11 protein-coding genes are annotated in these 18566 nt (G+C 69.7%); 5 read left to right on the forward strand and 6 right to left on the reverse strand.

Annotated elements, in window-relative coordinates; genetic code table 11:
* Positions 1-106: 106 nt before the first annotated feature.
* Genes KHU32_RS21725 through KHU32_RS21740 form a run of 4 tightly spaced genes read right to left on the reverse strand, consistent with a single transcriptional unit; the run spans position 107 to position 9803 of the window.
* Positions 107-3892, reverse strand: a complete 3786-nt coding sequence (locus KHU32_RS21725) for a cellulose biosynthesis protein BcsC (protein ID WP_213672269.1) — start codon at positions 3890-3892, stop codon at positions 107-109.
* Positions 3893-3917: 25 nt separating this feature from the next.
* Positions 3918-8438 carry a UDP-forming cellulose synthase catalytic subunit gene (gene bcsA, locus KHU32_RS21730; RefSeq protein WP_213672270.1) on the reverse strand — a complete coding sequence of 1507 codons (4521 nt, stop codon included), beginning with the start codon at positions 8436-8438 and terminating at the stop codon, positions 3918-3920.
* The gene (locus KHU32_RS21735; RefSeq protein ID WP_213672271.1) at positions 8435-9244 is read right to left on the reverse strand and encodes a cellulose synthase operon protein YhjQ/BcsQ; all 810 of its coding nucleotides are present in this window, start codon (positions 9242-9244) and stop codon (positions 8435-8437) included. Before KHU32_RS21735 ends, bcsA begins: the two co-directional genes overlap by 4 nt.
* 7 nt (positions 9245-9251) lie before the next feature.
* Complete coding sequence (locus tag KHU32_RS21740) at positions 9252-9803, reverse strand: hypothetical protein (RefSeq protein WP_213672272.1); 552 nt, start codon at positions 9801-9803, stop codon at positions 9252-9254.
* A gap of 186 nt (positions 9804-9989) precedes the next feature.
* Between KHU32_RS21740 and KHU32_RS21745 the strand changes: the two genes are divergently transcribed.
* Complete coding sequence (locus tag KHU32_RS21745; protein ID WP_213672273.1) at positions 9990-11396, forward strand: alkaline phosphatase family protein; 1407 nt, start codon at positions 9990-9992, stop codon at positions 11394-11396.
* Between the two features lie 31 nt (positions 11397-11427).
* Here the strand turns inward: KHU32_RS21745 and KHU32_RS21750 are convergent, their stop codons facing one another.
* Positions 11428-12603 (reverse strand): alpha/beta hydrolase, encoded by a 1176-nt coding sequence (locus KHU32_RS21750; protein ID WP_213672274.1) that lies wholly within the window; start codon positions 12601-12603, stop codon positions 11428-11430.
* A 141-nt stretch (positions 12604-12744) separates the two neighbouring features.
* On the opposite strand from KHU32_RS21750, the gene KHU32_RS21755 reads away from it, so the two are divergent.
* From KHU32_RS21755 to KHU32_RS21770, 4 genes are all read left to right on the forward strand, one after another.
* Entirely contained in the window at positions 12745-13437 is a 693-nt protein-coding gene (locus KHU32_RS21755) for a winged helix-turn-helix domain-containing protein (RefSeq protein ID WP_213672275.1), read from the forward strand.
* Positions 13434-14801, forward strand: coding sequence for a sensor histidine kinase (locus KHU32_RS23505; RefSeq protein ID WP_213672276.1), 1368 nt, complete (start codon positions 13434-13436; stop codon positions 14799-14801). Before KHU32_RS21755 ends, KHU32_RS23505 begins: the two co-directional genes overlap by 4 nt.
* A 25-nt stretch (positions 14802-14826) precedes the next feature.
* Entirely contained in the window at positions 14827-15675 is an 849-nt protein-coding gene (locus KHU32_RS21765) for an alpha/beta fold hydrolase (protein ID WP_213672277.1), read from the forward strand.
* Positions 15676-15820: 145 nt separating this feature from the next.
* A complete protein-coding gene (locus KHU32_RS21770; RefSeq protein ID WP_213672278.1) occupies positions 15821-17350 on the forward strand; it encodes a Do family serine endopeptidase in 1530 nt (509 codons plus the stop codon).
* A gap of 100 nt (positions 17351-17450) precedes the next feature.
* Here the strand turns inward: KHU32_RS21770 and KHU32_RS21775 are convergent, their stop codons facing one another.
* Positions 17451-18515, reverse strand: coding sequence for a protein kinase family protein (locus KHU32_RS21775; RefSeq protein WP_213672279.1), 1065 nt, complete (start codon positions 18513-18515; stop codon positions 17451-17453).
* Positions 18516-18566 lie beyond the last annotated feature (51 nt).

Raw genomic sequence — 18566 nt, forward strand, 5'->3', positions numbered from 1 at the left:
GGCAATCCAAACGCGCGCCACGCTTAAATTCAACGAAACTTTTACATAATAATTAAATAAACCGAAAAAGAAATGCGCGGGAATATAAACCCTATTCTAACGGGAATCAGAAACGTCCGTTGAGGCGAAGCAGTACTCGCGTCTCATCCCAATTCGCGGATTTGTCGTAGCGGAAGCCTGCCGCCAGGTTGATGCCGGGTGTCACCTGATAATCAAGATCTGCCCTCAGCCCACCGACGAAGTTCTGCCGGCTCTGGCCGTTATAGGAGGTGATGACCGTAGGGTCCGTCGCCGCACGGGCGACCGCAGCCTGCTGCAGGCCGGGATTGTTGGGGAAGAGCGGTGTCGTCTCCTCCCGCCATACCGCGTAGCCCACCGTGCCGCCGAGCCTGTAACTGAAATCGCCGGATCGGCCGCGATAATCCAGGGGCACATTGAGCGCCGCAAAGGATTGGGGGCTGTAATAACCGCCATGGCCGAGCGTGAAGAACCGTAGGTTCCGGTCATAGGCGAAGTAGACAAGATCCGCGCCGACACGCAGTTCGCCGCCGGGCTGGCTGATGACGGGGTAGGAAAAGCCCGCGCCGCCCTCGACCCGGTTGTTGTTGGCGACATTCTCGCCGTCGAAAACAGAGTAGCCGCCGCCGACATAGGCGAAGCCAGCCCCCAACGGCATCTCCAGCTGGCCACGCCCGCCGGTGCGGACGACCATGCCCCAATTCCGTCCCGTCGTGCGGTCTCGCTGACCGGCCCAGGAGAGCAGGCTGTCCGTCACCGACCGACGCTCGCCGGTCAGACGCAGGCGCATCTGGCCGATCTGCGGCGCGACCTCGAGCCCGCCCAGGATGGTCGTGCTCGGGAAGCCAATGGGCGAGGAGGCGATATCGGCACGGAACACCTCGCCCCGCCGGTAGGCCGCACCCAGCATCACGCCCGAGGCGTTGTTGCGCGGGGTCTGGGTGCTGCCAAAGGCGGCATTGCTGCCGAAACGCTGCTGCGTGGCCGCATCCGGTGCCAGTGCCCCGGTATTGATGGCGACGCCCGTCACCGTCGTGGTCAGGCGCCCGCCCAGCCCCGGCGGCGTGACCTCGACCTCCGCCCCGCCTGTGATCTCCTGCAGCCTGTCCAGCCCCTGACTGCCCGAACGCTGCCGCAGACCGGCCTGAAGGGTCGCGCGGCCGGCGGCGACCTGCTCGAGCGCCGCGATCTCTTGCGCGATCTCGCGCGCCACGCGGTCGGTGGGCTGCGCGGCAGCCGGACCGGCCACACTTTGCAGCGGCACGGTGGCGCCGGGACGGGCGAAGGGGTTCTGCATCCCGGTGGGCGTGCGCGTGGCCATCCCACTCGGGAGACTAGCGACCTGGCCTACCTCGGCCTGACGCTGCGCCTGAGCCGTCGCCAGGGCGCGGCGCGCACGAGTATCCTGGTTGAAGGCGCGCGCGATGCGCGCCTCCATCAACGAGACACGGCTGTCATTCGGGAAGTAGTCTCGCCCCTCGGCCAGCAGTTGCTCGGCGCGGCTGCGTTGGCCCAGCGCGATGGCCGCGCTGACGGCACCCTGCCGCGCTTCGAAATTGCGAGGGTTGCGGGCCAGCACCGCTTCAGCGACGCGCAGCGCCTCCGCGGGCTCGCGCGCCCCCTGGTACAACCGTGCGAGAGCGAGATTCGCGTCGACATTCTCGGGATCGCGTTCCAGGGCCGGACGGAGGCGCTCGAAGGCCTGAGCCTGCTGTCCCTCCTCGTTCAGCCTGTCCGAGGCGCGGACGGCGATGCCCGCGCGCAGGGAGGCCACGTCGCGGCGCTGCTCGGCGGTCAGCGTGCCGGCCTCCGCCTGATCGGCGAGCGCCAGGGCTTCGGCCTCGAAGCCAGCGCCCAACATCGCCCCCGCAATGGCGACGCGTACCCCGGCGCCACTCGCGCGGTTCGCGGCTTCGCCCACCCGGGCGGCCTCGGCAGCGGCGAAGCGTTCATTCGCCTCCCCAAAGGCGCGGATGACCGCCGCTGCCGTCGCGCCCGAAGGATCGGGCCGAGCGGCGATCGTCAGCAGTTGGGTGCGCGCCTCCGCCCGATTGCTGGCCAGGAGGCTGGCCGCACGCGCGACGTCGCGCTGCGTGCGTATGCGTGCCTGCAGCTGCGACATATCGCGGTTGCGGGCCGTCGGCGGAATGCGGTTGAGGTAGGATTCGGCATCGATTGGCCGGCCATCCTCATCGGCGAAGAGCGCCGCGGCAAAGAAGCTATCGGCGCGCGGCGCGCGAGCGACCTGCTCCTCCATAAGGGAACGTCCCTCGCCGCCACGGCCCTGTCGGCGCAGCGCCCTGGCCAGGTCCAGCCGCACCCAGGGATCGTCGGGCTGCGTGGTGAGCGCCTGGCGAAGCAAAGCCTCGCCTACTGCCGGATCCATGGCACGGTTGGCCTCGGCGCGAAGCTGCCTGCCCGCGCCGGAGCCTGCGGAGGGACCGCCAGCGATGTCCGATACACGGTCAGCGCGCGAGGGGGCCTCGGCCAACCGCCCCTGCGCCCGCAGCGATTGGTTCAGCCCGTCACGGGCCGGACCGAAACCGGGACGGCGCGAGAGGGCGGTACGGAACCGCTGCTCGGCCGCCGCAGGCTCGCCCCGGCGCAGCGCGATCTGGCCGAGGAGAACCTCTATGTCCGTGCGATCCTCGACCTGTCGCCGCGCGGCGCTACGGGCGATGGTATCGGCGCCGTCGATATCGTTGCGCCGGAGCGCGGCACGAGCTTCCGCCAGTTCCAGGCCGTAGCTGGCACCGTCCAGCGCACCTTGCCATTGCCCGGCCCGCGCCGGATCGGCCGCGACGGCGCGCTCCAACAGCTGGCGGGCCTCAGCCGCACGTCCTTCACGCAACCGCACGATGCCGAGGCCGCCGAGGGCATCGGCATCCCTGGGATTGGCGGTGAGCGCCGTCTCGAAACGGCGGGCGCCGTCACGCAAGCCCGCGGCGCTGCCGCTCTCGAGAACCGCGAAGCCTTCCTGGCGCAGCTGGGCATTCGGATCGGGCTCGGCCGCAGCTGCGGCGGTACGCGCAGCCTCCAGGCCCCTCCGCAGCTCCGCATCATCGCCGAAGCGCTGCAGATAGGCCTGGATCTGGGTCGCATAGGCCGGGTCAGCGACGCTCCAGATCAGCGCCTGCCGCCAGGCGCGGCGTGCCTCGGCGCCGACCTCGGTGTCATTGGTCAGCGCTTGCAGGCGCGCAATGCCATCGGCCCGTGTGGCCGGCTGGAACGTCTGGTTCTGCGCAAAGGCAAGGCGCGCCCGGGGCGAGGCCGTCGGCCCGTCGGCGAGACGGGCAAGCCCGGCGCGACCGGCGTCGCGGCCTGCTGCCGTTCCCGCCAGGACCGAATAGTATTCCTGCGCGAAGGCTGGTGTCGGGCCCTGGGCCCCGAAAATCTGCCGATAGCGCGCCGCGGCTTCCTCCGCACGCCCCTCTCGCGCCAGGCGCCTCGCTTCCTCGATGGCCACACGGTCCACGGTCGCACCGCGCACCGCGTTCTCGGCTTCCGTACGCTGTTCCTCCGTCGCGCCCGCTGCCCGCAGGCGCGTGGCATAGGTGGCGGCCGCAGGACGGTTGCCGCTGGCGGCCGCGATGCGGGCGGCGACAGCGAGGGCTGCGGCATTGCGCGGCTCCGCGGCCAGCGCACGGTCAATCGACGCCGTGGCCAGGTCGTACCGGTCCTGGGCCAGCCAGCGTTCGGCCTGGCGAATGAGCACGTCGACGGCACGCCCCTGCGGCTCGGCCGGCGCGGATACGGGACGGACCATCGGCGAGGCAGCCACCGCCGGTGCCTCGGTCGCGCCAATTGGCGTCTGGGCGACAGCATGGCCCATGGCTACTCCCCCGAGCAGCAGGGCGGTGGGCACGGCGCGCATCTTCAATTCCCCACCCGGAACAGTTTCACGACGGTGTCCGCCCACGCAACCGTGCAAGCGATCGCCGGCGCATCATCCAGAAGAACGGCAAGCCAATCAGCATTGCTGAGCCCAGGAGCAGCAGCAGCATGCGTTCCGGCCGCTCCGCCAGCCAAAGCTGGGGCCGCAGCCACCAGGGCAACTCGCCGACCGAATAGGGTTGGCCGGTGCTGAAACTCTCGATGCGTCCTCCCGCCAGGATCGCTAGATCCCCTTGGATACGCGGCGCAAGGTCGGGATCGCGCAGGGAGGCGACCAGCTGCGAGACGGCGGCCGGCGTCACGCCCGTCAGCGCCACGATGGAGCGACCCGCCTGCAGCGGGCTCTCGGCACCCATCATCGCCGCCATCCCTTCCCCGCTCTCGCCCAGCGCGACGCTGGCGCGCCCTCGCTCGGCACCGGTCGGACCACCGATCAGGGCGGCACGGACGTCCATGAGGGCATCGGGCAGCGCAAGCGTCAGGCGTTCGTTCTCGATGCGGATCGGCGTGTCGCGCATCAGGGTGCCGAGGGCCGGCTGGCCGCTGAATGTCCCGACCACCAGGAGATCCCGTGCGGCAACGGATTGCAGCCCGGCCGGTGTCACCACCTGGATACCCGTCGAGGCGAGGCCGACGGTGGCCGCCAGCTGCCCCACGACGTCAAGAAAAGCCGTCAGTTCAACCGTGCCTGGACGCTCAGGCAGGACGATCGCCGTTTGCGACAGGTCCGCCATTCGCGTGAAGGGAAAGCCCGACGAGGCGAAGAAACCGAGGTTCGGCATCTTCGCATGACGGTAGGCCCGGCTCAGATCGACGGTGCTGTCGGGGTCGATCGATGCGCGGACATCGGTGGGCACGCCCACGCATTCGTTGCGGCTCAGCGGACGCATGTCGAAGCGGAGCTGCAATTCGTTGCGGCCGAGAATGTTGTAGGGCGGGATGGCCACCCGGCCGTGGCGAACGCCATCCCCGCCGAGGCCCAGATGTCCCGCCACCCATTCCCAGGCAGCGGTTGCGGGCGGAAAGAACTCCGGATCGGCGAGACGGAAGGACCGGAGATAAACCCCGGAAACCGCCACATCGAGGCGAGAGGTGGCCACGTCGAGCACCGGCCCCGGAGGTGCGCGATAGGCAAGCTGGAGCGGAAAGCCCCTCCCGCGCCAGGTCAGCAGGTCGGGCGCGGTGTGCAGCGGCACGCGGATCGGGCCAGCGGCGAAGCCTTGGGCCTGTAGGTCTTCGCGCGAGACCAGCCCTCCCAGCGCGACCGGGCCATCGGTGCGGATCCAACGAGGCGCATCATAGGGCTGGCGGCCGGGGATCGACGGTGCGACCACCCGGGCCACATCGCCCGAGAGCGCGGTACGGGCAGCAACCATCGCCTGTGCCGCAGCCACGGCCTCGGCCTCGGTTCGGCCCGCGAGCACCAGCAGCGTGCCGAAGGCATCCGTCGGATGGGGCAACAGCGCCACCGTCGGCCCTTCGACACGTGGGATCGTGACACCCGGTATGGCATCCGCGCCCACGGCGATCACAATGGCATCGCCGCGCTCGGGAAGGCCGCGGGAGACCGGGAAAGTGGCACCGCGGTAGGAAGCCTGCACGCCGAACCAGGATGCTGCGATGGCGGCGGCCCGCAGGCCAACGGTTCCGAGCTGCTCCGGCAGCACCATGGGCAGCGTGACGATGCCCTGCAGCACCCGACGATCGAAGAGAGGTTCCGGCAGCCGCGCGAGGTCGCGCTGGGGCGGCAGGCGCTCGATGCGCATCTCGACGGTCGAAAGATCGGAGACGTTGGCCCAAAGCAGATTGGAGAGTGGATCGTTGCACTCGGTGGTGTAGCGGCCGGCGAGCCGGAAATTGAGTCGATTGACTTCCGCGAAGAAGAGCGGGTCCAGCGGAAACTCCATGGGCCCGAAATTCTGACGCGCACTGTCCATCTGGATCGTGCCGACATGCTGCTCGTTCAGGGTGACGGCAATCTGGCTCAGATTGGGAATGAGCTGCGGCGAGCCGCCGCCGGCCACCCGCAGCCGAGCCTGGGTCACGACCTCGTCGCCACGCAGGCCGAAGAGGACCCCCTGGAGATCTGAGAGGCCACGCAACTGCATGGGACCTGACAGTCCAAGCTCACGCAAGGTTCGCGTCACGATCCGGGCGCCCGGCGGCAGTTCCTCCGACAATGGGGCCTCGGCCGGCGGCGGAGCCGGAACGGGCGTCGTCGCCTGGCCGGTGGGTAGGCCGTCGTCGAAGCGTTGCGCCGCAGCGGGCGGAGCCACTGCCAGCCAGGCGGCAAGCACCAGACCCGCCACAGGCTGCAGTGGCCGTTGGCGCCGGGGTGCCAGGACATCGGAAGCGCGGGCGGATTGCTTCGGCGCCGTCCGGGCTGCGGCCGGCGTGGCCGCCCGCAGGATGCCGAAGCGATACTTGCGGAACACGGCGTCAGCCGTGGAGAGGACGACGGTGAGCAGCGAACGCAATGGTTTGTCCTTGGGCCAGTGGTCCCAGTAAAGCCAGGCATCGGGCCGGCCGAAAAAGACGCGCACGATGGCAGAGGCCTCCGCGAGACTTTCTCCCAGAAACCGGAGGTAGACCTCCTGTCCGTCCCAGCGGATCACCTCCGCCTTCAGATCCACGACTTCGCCCCCCGTATCGAAAGCGACAGCGATCTGGTCGCCCTCCGCCACGCCCACCGCAGGATCCGTCACGATCATGCGTGCACCGGAGAGCGAGATGTTGGTGCTGCGGGCGGGCAGCCGCTCCCCATTAGGGAGGACCAGGTGGCCCGTCACGTCGGCCTCCACGCGAGCCCGCATGCGCGACTGCTCACGCTCCCGCCCGACCGCCACGCTGGCTGAAAGGGGGATGAGGCACAGGCCAGCCCAAATGGAATTGAGCAGATAGGCGTTGTTCTCGAGCGTCCCGACTTCGGTCGTCAGCGTACCCCAAACGCCGATGGCAAAGCCCGTCGCCAGAAGGACCAACATGATCAGGTTCGGCAGCACCGCGCGGAAATCGAGGTAGCCCGCCTCCAGGATGCCGCCCTTATCGGTCACATTGAACTTGCCCTTCTTGGGGTCGAGCAGGGTGAGCAAGGTCACCGGCAGCAGCGGTACCGCGAGGGAAGCCTCGTAGATCTCGGACCAGAAAGAGTGTCGATGACGACCGTTCAGCCGCGCCGTCGTTCCGACCGCGTGGAACATATGACCGCCGGCATAGGCGATGATGGCCAGCGGCGAGGCAGCGATCACGGTCTGGCCGAAGAACAGGAAGGCCAATGGTGAAATCAGGAAGATCACCCGTGGCAACGCGAAGAGGAAGCCGAAGCCGGCAATGAAATAGCAGAAGCGCTGGGCCCATTTCAGACCGGGCGCGAAGAGCGTGTTCTCCGTGCGCATGATCTGCAGCATCCCGCGGCCCCAGCGCAGGCGCTGGCCGATGTGCAGGGCCAGCCGCTCAGTCGCGAGGCCTGCCGCCAGCGGGAGGCGCAGATAAGCGGTGTGCCAACCCTTCTGCTGCATCTTGAGGGCGCAATGGCAGTCCTCGGTGACGGTCTCATGAGGCACGCCACCGACCTCCTCCAGCGCTTCACGGCGGAGAACCGCGCAGGAGCCACAGAAGAAGGAGGCATTCCAGAGGTCTGAGCCCTGCTGGATCACGCCATAGAAGAGCAACCCTTCATTGGGGACCTGCCGCTGGCGGGCGAGATTCCGTTCGAAAGGATCAGGCGAATAGAAATGGTGGGGCGTCTGGACGAGCGCGAGACGCTTGTCGCGCTCGAGCCAACCAAGGGTAAGCTGAAGGAAGGCGCGGGTGGGCGCGTGGTCGCAATCGAAGATGGCGATGTACTCGCCATCCGTATGGCGCATCGCATGATTCAGGTTGCCGGCCTTGGCGCCCTTATTGTCGGGGCGGGTGATGTAGCCGCAGCCAGCCTGCTCCGCGAAGTCCCGGAATTCCGGGCGTCGGCCATCGTCCAGGATCCAGACGTTCAGCTTGTCGCGCGGGTAATCCATGTTCATCGCCGCCAGCACGGTCGGCTGCACCAGGTCGAGGCTCTCGTTATAGGTGGGGATATAGACATCCACCGTTGGCCACTGGTCAGGGTCGGCAGGCAGGGGCACTGGCTTGCGATTCAGCGGATAGGTGGTCTGGATATAGGAAAGCGTCATCAGCGCGGCGGCGTAGAGCTCCGCCGCGAAGAGCGACATGCCGAGGAGCGTCTGCAGGAAGCCGTCGAATTCCAGGGTCTCGGTCGCACGCCAGAAGAGGTAGCGCGTGCTGACGGACACCGAGATCACGGCCAGGATCAGCCCGACCTTGCGCGACGGATTGCGGTTCAGGATCAGGAAGAGCGCAATCCCACCGAGGGTCAGCCAGACCTGCCCCATCTCCCCCATGGGGGCGGTGACGAAGAAGAAGGCTCCGATGAAACCGAGCAGAATAGCCAGGCTGCGCTTGATCCGTGTCCATCGCGAGGCGGGGCCCGGAAAGGTCTGCAGGATTTCGGAAAAGCGTTCATGGCTCACGGACGCCTCCATTCGAACAGGCCCCGGTAGCCAGGACGCTCCGGTTTGGTGAGCCGGAGCCGCGCGACCAGCGCATCGGCAAGCAGCTGGAAATCCTCGCCAGCCCCCTCCTCGCCATCGAGAAGCATGCTTCGATCGGCGAGTGCTTCGGCAAGGCCCTGATCACGGCAGATCGCGCCGATCAGCCGTTTCCCGAGCGTGGCCTGCGCCATATCGAGAACCGCATCCGAGAGGGGCTCGGCTGCATCCACCTGATTGAGGATCACCACGCCGCGGTCGGCCATGCGGCTGGCCAAGGTTCCGCGTCCGAGAAAGCGGTTGCTCGCAATCTGCGGGATGATCGCGGCGCTTCCGCCGTCGGCCAGGAGGATCAGGACCATCAGGTCCAACATCGAGGTGATGGCGGTCAGACCGGCGTTCGGCCCTGGCGGGCTGTCGATGATCACGATCTGCCCCGGCGTCGCGAGCATGTCGCGCACCGGCTCTGCAAGGAGGGATGGATCCTGCATGAGCGCGACGCTGAGCTCGAGGGCGCGCAGCGGATCCTGCGGGCCAAAGGGCAGCAGCTTCACGCCCGATGGCGTCTCGACCAGGCAGTCCCGCCAATTCGGGCGGGATTCCAGATCACAGAGGAAGCCACCCTCCTCGCGCATAGGCACCCCGAGGTGCATTCGAAGGGCGTTCTGAGGATCGAGGTCGATCGCGATGACCTGATGACCCCGCCTCGCCAGGATCGCCGCCATATGGGCCGAGACGGTGGTCTTTCCTACCCCGCCCTTGGGGGATGCGAAGGCAATCAGCGGCATGGGTAAATCATACGGGATCGACCGGTTTTTGGCGGCCAGTGCGCTCCCGGCGTGGGCGGTCTTGGCTCGCGATGTCGTCGAGGAGAGCGAAGCGGCGCGAGCCTTCCGTGGGCGGCCCTGACGGGGGCGAAGGGCGGGCGTGCCGAGGAGGCGAGGATGAGAGATGAGGCGACACAGGCGGGGCTGTCGACGCCAATTCTTCCAGCAGCCGCATGCCTCGTCTTGGCTTTGACGATGGAAGGGGCGCGGCGGGCGCCGACCAGGTCGGCGGAGAAACGAAGCGAGGCACAGCCTCACGCTCGCCCGAAAGGGAGGACGGCGGAGCGGTCGCTTCTTCAGAAGAATGCGTCAGTCGGGCGTTGTCCACCGCCACGTCGATCGAGACGTCGCCCCGGGAGGTGGGCGTCTCGATATCGGCAATGGCTTGACTGGGAACGCTTTCTTCACCGATTTTCGCGGCGCTCTCGGTCAGCTCGTCGAAAACGGCCGGCGGAAAGGCGATGTAGCGAAAATCACGAAGGCCGCACGCCTTCATGAGATTTGCGATTTCTCGCTCCAATCTGCCCCGTCCCCTTTCGCGTTAAAATGCCCGGTTGATTTTCATCAACCGACAAAAAAACACCAATACATTTATTCCTGTTTTCAGCATGACTTCGGGATTCGCGCTAGTCTTCATCTTTTCGCCTCATGACAGCCAAAGGTCAGACCGTCATCCTGCGCCCCGCTCTGGAATTTGTGAGGCCGCATGCGTTTCGTGATGATCGTGCTCGACGGGCTTCGACCCGATCTGGTGACCCCGGCGCGCATGCCCGCGCTCTCGGCGCTGCTCGCCCGCGGCACGCGCTTCGCCGAGGCGCGCAGCGTCTTCCCGAGCGAGACCCGCGTGGCCACGCCCTCGCTGGTGACGGGATGCCGCCCGGCCTCGCACGGCATGGTGGGCAACACCGTCTTCGACGCGGCCCTGGCACCGGACCGCCTGCTGCGGACCAAGGAACCGGCCGATTTCCTCACCCTTTCCGCCGGGCGGGAATCGCCGCTGCAGCGCCTGACCATCGGCGAGCGCCTGGCCGCTGCGGGCCGCAGCTTCGCCATCGTCTCCGCGGGCACGCCCGGCCAGACCCTGGTGGCGCATCCGGCCGCGCAGCGCCTCGGCCAGTTCCGCTGGAATGCGGCGGATACCGACACGCCCGACGCCAAGGCCGCCGCCGCGCGGGTCGGCCCCACGCCGCCGGCCGCCGTGCCCAATCTCGCGCGGTCGCGCCACGCCTGCCGCGTGCTGACCGAATTCGTGCTGCCGGAGCTGAGGCCGGATGTGGCGCTCTTCTGGTGCCCCGAGCCCGACGTGTCCTTCCATTATCGCGGGCTGGACGCCGCCGAGACGCGGCTGGCCGTGGCCGAGGCCGATGCCTGCGTGGAGAAGATCGTGGCTTGGCGCGACGCGCAGCCCGATGCCGGCGAGATCGGCCTCGTGGTGCTTTCCGACCACGGCCATGTGACCGGGCCGCGGAAGATCTCCGTCGCGAAGCTCATGGCGGAGGCCGGCCTGCCCGCCAGCGACGGCGGCACCGACATCACCGTGGCCCCCGCCGGCGCGCCGGGAATCTGGCTGCGCGACAAGTCCCTCGCGCCGCAGGTGGCGGACTGGCTGGAGCGGCAGGATTGGTTCGGCGCGCTGCTGGCCAATGATCCCTCGATCCTGCCGGGGCGCGTTTCCCCGCTCGCGCTGCTCAATGCCGATCACGCTCGCTCGGCCGACCTCGTCCTTCTCTTCGCCGGCGAGGAAGGGCCCGACCAGTTCGGCCTGCCCGGCATCGCCCCCTTCGACGCGGGCGACGTGCCGGAGGGCGGCGGCATGCATGGCGGGCTGCATCGCCGCGAGCTCGCGACGGTCATGGGCTTCGAGGGCGGTCCCTTCCGCATCGGCGCGACGGTCCAGGCCATGGCGGACCTGACCGACGTGGTGCCGACGCTGCTGCACCTGCTCGGCGTGCCGGTGACCGGCATGGACGGCCGCCCCCTGCGGCCCGCCTGGGACGCGGAGGCGGATGCGCCGGCCGATCCCGTACGGGTCGAGCTGCCCGGCCGCTACCTCCTCGAAGGCGGCCGGCAGGACGGGCGCTTCTACCCGACGGCGCTGATCCGGCGCGACTGAGGGCCAGCCGCGCCGGATACCGGAGCGCTTCTCAGTCGGAGCGCTCCGACTTCTGCTTCGCCGCCGTGCCGCGCAGGAAATCGAGCAGGAGATCCACGGTCACTTCCGGCTGCTCCTGCTGCACCCAATGGCCCGCGCCCGGCACCAGATGGACGCCGCGCAGATCGGCGCAGGCAGTGTTCTGCATCGCCTCGAAATCGCCGGGCTTCTGGTACACGCCCCAGTCGCTGGCGCCGGCGATGTAGCAGGAGGGCACCTCGATCCGCTTGCCGGCGAAGAGCCGCATCTCGGCCGCCACCAGCCCGCTGGTCGTGCAGCGATAGGCCTGCAGCCCGCCCTGGAAGCCGGTGCGGCCGTACTCCTCGGCATAGACGGCCAGCGCCGCCTCGGGCAGCCAGTTATTGGCGGCAATGGCGGCGGCATCGGGCATCTCGGCGGCGACCGTCTCCGCCATGCCGAGGTCCTGCGGCATGATGTAGTAGGTCGGCATCTTCGCGAGCTCGGACGCTTCCCATCCGGCGAGGCGATAGGGCTTGTTCGCCGCCCAATCCGCGCTCTTGTGGTGGTAGTAGGCGCGGATGAAGTTCGCGAGGCCCTGCTTCGCGTGCCACATGTTCTCGTTGGCGTCGCGCGTCGAATAGTACCACTGGTAGTGCTTGCGCGGCGGATCGAGCCGGGCCAGCGCCTCGTTCATCCCGCCCGAGGCCAGGCCCGCTACGGCTTCCGGCCGCGCCTGCTCGCCCTTCGGCCAGGGGCGCGGGCCGCCATAGGGCGCGCTCATCAGCACCACCGAGCGGAAGACGTCCGGCCGCGAAAGCGCGCAATTGCCGGCGACGGGCGAGCCGAAGTCGTGGCCGATCACGCAGGCGGCCTCGTCGTAACCCAGCGCCGCCACGAGCGCCGTGGCGTCGCGCACGTAGTTCAGCGGGCCGAAGCTCTGGATCTCGCCGTCGAAGGCGGCGGTCCAGCCGGTGGTGCGGCCATAGCCGCGCTGGTCGGGGGCGACGACGTGATAGCCCGCCTCCGCCAGCGGCCGCATGACGCGGCGCCAGGAATAGGCGAGCTCGGGGAAGCCGTGCAGCAGCAGCAGCAGCGGCCGTCCGGCCTCGCCCGCCTCCAGCACATGCATGTCGAGGCCGTTGACGTTGCGCAGCATGCGGGCGCGCACCCCCTGCGGCAGATGGGTCGCGTCGATCGGGTCTTGCATCTCGTTCCTCCTGATTCGGGCGGAAGTTAGGGCGTGATCCTTCCGGGCGGAATCACCCCCGCCGCAGATCGCGGCCGATCGCGCTGTCTCCGCCTCCCGATCCGTGTCAGGCTGCGGCGGTCAACAGCCGCCCGGGATTGCATGCGCCTCCTCCTGATCGAGGACGACGAGACCACCGCCGCCTACGTCGCCAAGGGCCTCCGCGAGGAAGGCCATGTCGTGGACCATGCCAATAACGGGCGCGACGGCATGTTCCTCGCGATGAACGAGCCCTTCGACGTGATCGTGACGGACCGCATGCTGCCGGGGCCGGACGGCCTCTCCATCATCCGCGCCATCCGCCTCGCCGGCATCACCACGCCGGTGCTGATGCTCACCGCGCTGGGCGAGGTGGAGAAGCGTGTCGAAGGCCTGGAAGCCGGGGCGGACGACTATCTGGCGAAGCCCTTCGCCTTCGCCGAGCTGCGCGCGCGCATCCGCGCCCTGGCCCGCCGCCCCGCCGGCCCCCCGGCCGAGCAATCGGCGCTGAGCCTCGGCGAGCTGCGCATGGATCTGCTGCAGCGCGTGGCAACCCGCGGCGCGCGCAAGCTCGACCTGCTGCCCACCGAATGGCGGCTGCTGGAATTCCTGATGCGCCATCCGGGCGAGGTCATCACCCGCACCATGCTGCTGGAGAAGGTCTGGGACTTCTCCTTCGATCCCACCACCAACGTCGTCGACGTCCATGTCAGCCGGCTGCGCAAGAAGCTCGACCTGCCCGGCGAGGCACCGATGATCCGCACGGTGCGCGGGGCGGGCTACGCGCTTTCCGCCCCCGGGAATGTCGAGGTGTGAGGCACCTTTCCAGCTTCGCGCTGCGGGTGGCCACCGCCTCGGCGGCGGTGATGCTCGTCCTCTCGCTGCTGAGCTCGGGCTGGGTGTGGTGGCAGGCCGAGACGGCGCTGCGCCGCCAGCTCGACATCACCATCGCCGCCGAGGCCGAGGGCTTCGTCCGCGAATACGAGGATTTCGGCCTGCGCGGGCTGGCGACGGCAGTGGAGAACTACGCCCGCCGCCGCGGCCCGCTCTTCGTCGCCCTGCTGACGCCGGACGGCCGCATCATGGCGGGGCGCATGCCCCAGGCCCCGCCGCCGCTGCGCGGCTTCGCCAATCTCCCCGGCACGGGCGAGCGGCCGAGCCTGCGCGTCCTCGGCGGCACGCTGCCGAGCGGGGCGACGCTGCTCGTCGCGGCGGACCTCACGCCCCTGAACGCGGATGCGACGGCCCTGGCCTGGGCCGCGCCCATCGCGGGCGGCGCGGCGGCGCTGCTGGCGCTGCTGCTGGGCTTCGTGGGCGCGGCACGGATGGAGCGCCGCCTGGCCTCCGCCACCGATGCGGCGCGCGACGTGATGGGCGGCGACCTCACGCGCCGCCTGCCGCTCAGCGGCCGCGGCGACGAATTCGACCGGCTGACCGAGACCTTCAACGCGCTGCTGGGCCGGATCGAGGCGCTGATGATCGCCCAGCGCCAGGTGACGGACGACATCGCGCACGACCTGCGCAGCCCCCTTTCCCGCCTGCGCCAGCTCCTCGAGGGCGCGCTGGCCGGCCCGCGCGAGGCCGAGAACGACGCCGAGGTGCTGGAGCGCGCGCTGGCCGAGCTCGACAGCGTGCTGGCCAGCTTCTCGGCCCTGCTGCGCATCGCCCGCGCGGAAAGCGGCGTGCTGCGGGAAGGATTCTCCCTCGTGGATCTCTCGGCGCTGGTGGAGAGCTGCGCGGAGATCTATGCGCCCGTCGCCGAGGAGGCCGGCAAGACCCTGAAGACGGAGATCGCGCCCGGGATCGCGCTGCAGGGCGACGCGGCGCTGCTGCAGCAGGCGGCCGTGAACCTCATCGAGAACGCTGTGCATCATGGCGGCTCGCAGGTCGTGCTGCGGCTGTGCCCGGGCCCCGTCATCGAGGTGGAGGATGACGGCCCCGGCATCCCGGCCGAGGAGCGCGCGGCGGCAGTCCGCCGCTTCCACCGGCTGGACCGCAGCCGCTCCACGCCAGGCACGGGCCTCGGCCTCGCCCTCGTGGCGGCGGCGGCACGGGCGCATGACGGCGCCCTGACGCTCGAGGACGGCGCCGGAGGAAGGGGCCTCAGGGCCCGATTCGCCCTGACCTCGGACGCCAGCGCCCCGGACGTGGCCGGGCGGGGGCGGCCTTCGCGGATTTGAAGACGCCCTGGAACCGGAGGATGCCATGCTTGTCGAGGTGAACGGCGCTCGTCTTTACGTGGATGTGGAGAATCCAGGGCTGGTCCCCGATGGCGCCGGGATGCGGGAGAAGCCAGTGCTCCTCCTCCTCCATGGCGGGCCGGGCTTCGACCACACCGGGTTCAAGCCGGCCTTCTCCGCCCTCACCGACGTCGCCCAGGTCGTCTACTACGACCATCGCGGCAACGGGCGCAGCAGCGGCTCCGATCCGGCAAGCTGGAACCTCGATCAATGGGGCGAGGATGTGAAGGCGCTCTGCGACGCGCTGGGCGTCGTCAGGCCGATCGTCTGCGGCCTCTCCTTTGGGGGCTACGTGGCGCAGGCCTACGCCACCCGATACCCCGATCATCCGGGCGGGCTGATCCTCATGAGCACGGCCGCGAAGGTCAGCTATCCGGCCATCTTCGAGGCTTTCAGGCGCCGGGGAGGGCCGGAGGCCGAGGCCGTCGCCCGGAGCTACTGGACCCATCCGACCGCGGAGAGCCGCGCCCGCTACTTCGAGCACTGCCTGCCGCTCTACCGCTTCCCGGCGGTGCCGAACGCAGCATTCGGCCGGGCGATCCTCAAGACCGAGGTGGCGCTGCACTTCAACGGCCCCGACCACGAGCAGGGGCGCCTAGACTACCGGGACGCGCTGTCGCGAATCTCCTGTCCAACGCTCGTGATGGCCGGGGAGGAAGATCCGATCATGCCGATTGCGTTCGGCGAGGAGCTCATGCGGTGCCTACCGCCCCATCTCGTCCGCTTTGAGCGGATCGCCCGGTGCGGGCACGTCCTCCATGCCGACGCGCCGGAGCGGGTCTTCTCCACCCTTCGCGACTTCATCGCCGGGTAGGGGCCACGCAGCCGCCATCGATGCGCCTGCCCCCCAGAACTCTGACAAACCTGTCATGATCGGTCCCGGTCGCCTCCAGCGTCGGGGGGCGATGCTCCGTCCATCAACACGGCCGGACCGGCCATCCCCTGATCGGAGACGCCTCATGACCAACACCTCCACCCCCAGCACCCGCCGCCGCCGCGCCGGCTTCGCCGCCGTGCTCATGGCCGGCACCGTCCTCGGCGGCCTGGCCTTCTGGGACGGTTCGGCCGGCGCGCAGAGCGCCCAGCCGATCAACCCCGCCCCCGTCACCCGCCAGGCCGTGGCCCTGCCCGGCTTCGCCGATCTCGTGGACCGCGTCCGCCCCGCCGTCGTGACCATCACCGCGACCGAGCGCGTGGCCAATGCCTCCGGCCGCTCGCCCTTCCCCGAGGGCAGCGAGCAGGACCAGATGTTCCGCCGCTTCTTCGGCCAGCAGGGCGGCGACCAGCAGCAGCAGCGCGGCGGCCGGGCCCTCGGCTCGGGCTTCGTGGTGAAGGCCGACGGCACCATCGTGACCAACAACCACGTGGTCCGCGATGCCGGCACCGTGACCGTGACGCTGGAGGACGGCCGTGAGCTGCCGGCCCGCGTCGTCGGCCGCGACGCCCGCACCGACATCGCCGTGCTGAAGGTCGAGGCCGGCGCTCCCCTGCCCTTCCTCGAGCTCGGTGACAGCGCGCATGCCCGCGTCGGCGACTGGGTGGTGGCCATGGGCAACCCCTTCGGCCTGGGCGGCACGGTGACCACGGGCGTCGTCTCGGCGCGCGGCCGCAACATCGGCCAGGGTCCCTATGACGACTTCCTGCAGATCGACGCCTCGATCAACAGCGGCAACTCGGGCGGCCCGCTCTTCGCGCTGGATGGCTCGGTGATCGGCGTGAACACGGCCATCTTCTCGCCCTCCGGCGGCTCGGTCGGCATCGGCTTCGCCATCCCGTCCAACATGGTTCGCCAGGTGGTGACGCAGATCGAGACCAACGGCCATGTGGAGCGCGGCTTCCTCGGCGCCACGACGCAGAACCTGACGCCGGCCCTGGCCCGCGCCATGCGCCTGCCGCGCCCCGAGGGCGCCCTGGTCGGCGAGATCCAGGCGAACAGCCCCGCCGCCCGCGGCGGCCTGCGCCCCGGCGACGTGGTGACCAAGGTCGGCGAGACGTCGGTCACCAACCCGCGTGACCTGGCCCGCCTCATCGGCGACAGCCGCCCGGGCAGCACCGTGCAGCTGACCGTGCAGCGCGACGGCCAGAGCCGCGATGTCTCCGTGACCCTCGCCACGCTGCAGGACGGCGACGGCAGCAGCGCCCGCGGCGGCAAGCCCGGCCAGCGCGGCGAGCGTGAGGAGCAGCGCGGCGGCCCGGTGGGCGTGGCGCTGGCCCCGATCGATGCGCGGGCCCGGCAGGCGCTCAACCTTCCGGACGGCGCGAGCGGCGCGGTGGTCGCGGGCGTCCGCCCGGACAGCCCGGCCGCCGAGGCCGGCCTGCGCGAAGGCGACGTGATCGTGGGCGTGGGTAGCCGCGACGTGGCGGATGTGAACCAGGTCGCGACCGCGATCCGCGAGGCCGGCCGCGAGCCGGGCGCGGCGGTGGCGTTGCGCATCATCCGCGAAGGCCAGAGCGCCTTCGTGGCCGTGCAGATCCCCGCCCGCGGCTAAAGCGGACGAGCTGCCCGGACCCCTTCCCCCGCTCTCCCAGGGGGTCCGGGACACTGAGCCACGCGGGCCGCCCCCCGGCCTGCGTGGCTTTTTCTGTCGCTCAGCCCAGCAGGGCGCGGCAGTCGAGATCCTCGGCCGCCATGTGGACGCGCTCCAGGTTGTTCCACCAGATGAGCGGCGGAATGCCGAGCGCGTGCTGCCAGACCGGCGTGGTGATCTGCCAGAGCACCGAAAGGCGGTAATCCTCCTGCAGCGCCGCGCGGTCGTAGCCGCGGACGCCGCAGGCCAGCAGTTCCGTATGATAGGTGTCCAGCAGCGGCCCCTCGAACCGCCGCCGCATCTCGGGATACCAGTGGATCGCCATCATATAGGCGAGGTCCACCGTCGCGACGTCCAGCGACCAGCCATCCCAGTCGAAGAGCCGCGCTTCGCCCTGCCCTGCCGTCTTCGGCAGGAAGCAGTTCCAGATATGCGCGTCGCCGTGGATGATCGTCATGTGGCGATGGCTGCGGTAGCGCGCGCCCAGGCGGGGCGCCGCTTCGAACAGCCGGGCATAGAGCTCGCGCCGGCCGGCTGACAGGCCGTCGCCGGCCTGCTCGGCGAAGCGGGCGTATTTCTCCCTCATCTCCTGGAGCCATCCCTCCATGCCGGCGGCGTCCGGCCATGACCCGATATCGACGCCGAGGCGCGGATGGTCCCACCAGGCGGCATGGAAGCGCGCCCGTGCCCGCATGATCGCCTGGCCATCCGCAAGATCGGGCGGCAGCGGCCAGGGTGTCGCGGTGCGGTGGCTGTCGGTCAGGTCCTCGAGCAGGAGGTGCCAGGTGCCGGTCTCCGCCTCCGAGGCGGCGTCGTAGCAGCGCGGCAGGAGGCCCGGCGGCGTGGCGGGCGCCACCTTTTGGTAGAAGGCGACCTCGTGCGAGCCGAACTTCCAGGGCCCTCCGGGGCGCCCGGCCAGGCCCGCCTTCAGGATCAGCGTTTCCGGGAAACCGGCCGCCGCCCCGTCATGGTCCAGGCGCAGCCGGAAGATATGGGAAAGCAGCGTCGGGAAGGACTTCCGGACCGCGACCTCGCGGACGCGCCCCCCGCCCGGCAGGCCGGAACGGTGGAGCGCCTCCGTCAGGAAGGCGGCGTCGATCCCCGGAGGGAGGGCTTCGGTGGTCATGCGCGGCCGCCTTGCTGAAGCGGCCCGCATCTAGCCCGAACCCCCGGGCCG

Source organism: Roseococcus pinisoli (assembly GCF_018413645.1).
Taxonomy (GTDB): Bacteria; Pseudomonadota; Alphaproteobacteria; order Acetobacterales; family Acetobacteraceae; genus Roseococcus; species Roseococcus pinisoli.

Bases quoted from the DNA above. Each gene is read 5' to 3' on its own strand.
- KHU32_RS21775 (WP_213672279.1), bottom strand. From the start codon at position 18,515: ATGACCACCGAAGCCCTCCCTCCGGGGATCGACGCCGCCTTCCTGACG.
- KHU32_RS21725 (WP_213672269.1), bottom strand. From the start codon at position 3,892: ATGCGCGCCGTGCCCACCGCCCTGCTGCTCGGGGGAGTAGCCATGGGC.
- KHU32_RS21750 (WP_213672274.1), bottom strand. From the start codon at position 12,603: ATGCAAGACCCGATCGACGCGACCCATCTGCCGCAGGGGGTGCGCGCC.
- KHU32_RS21755 (WP_213672275.1), top strand. From the start codon at position 12,745: ATGCGCCTCCTCCTGATCGAGGACGACGAGACCACCGCCGCCTACGTC.
- KHU32_RS21735 (WP_213672271.1), bottom strand. From the start codon at position 9,244: ATGCCGCTGATTGCCTTCGCATCCCCCAAGGGCGGGGTAGGAAAGACC.
- KHU32_RS21770 (WP_213672278.1), top strand. From the start codon at position 15,821: ATGACCAACACCTCCACCCCCAGCACCCGCCGCCGCCGCGCCGGCTTC.
- KHU32_RS21765 (WP_213672277.1), top strand. From the start codon at position 14,827: ATGCTTGTCGAGGTGAACGGCGCTCGTCTTTACGTGGATGTGGAGAAT.
- KHU32_RS21745 (WP_213672273.1), top strand. From the start codon at position 9,990: ATGCGTTTCGTGATGATCGTGCTCGACGGGCTTCGACCCGATCTGGTG.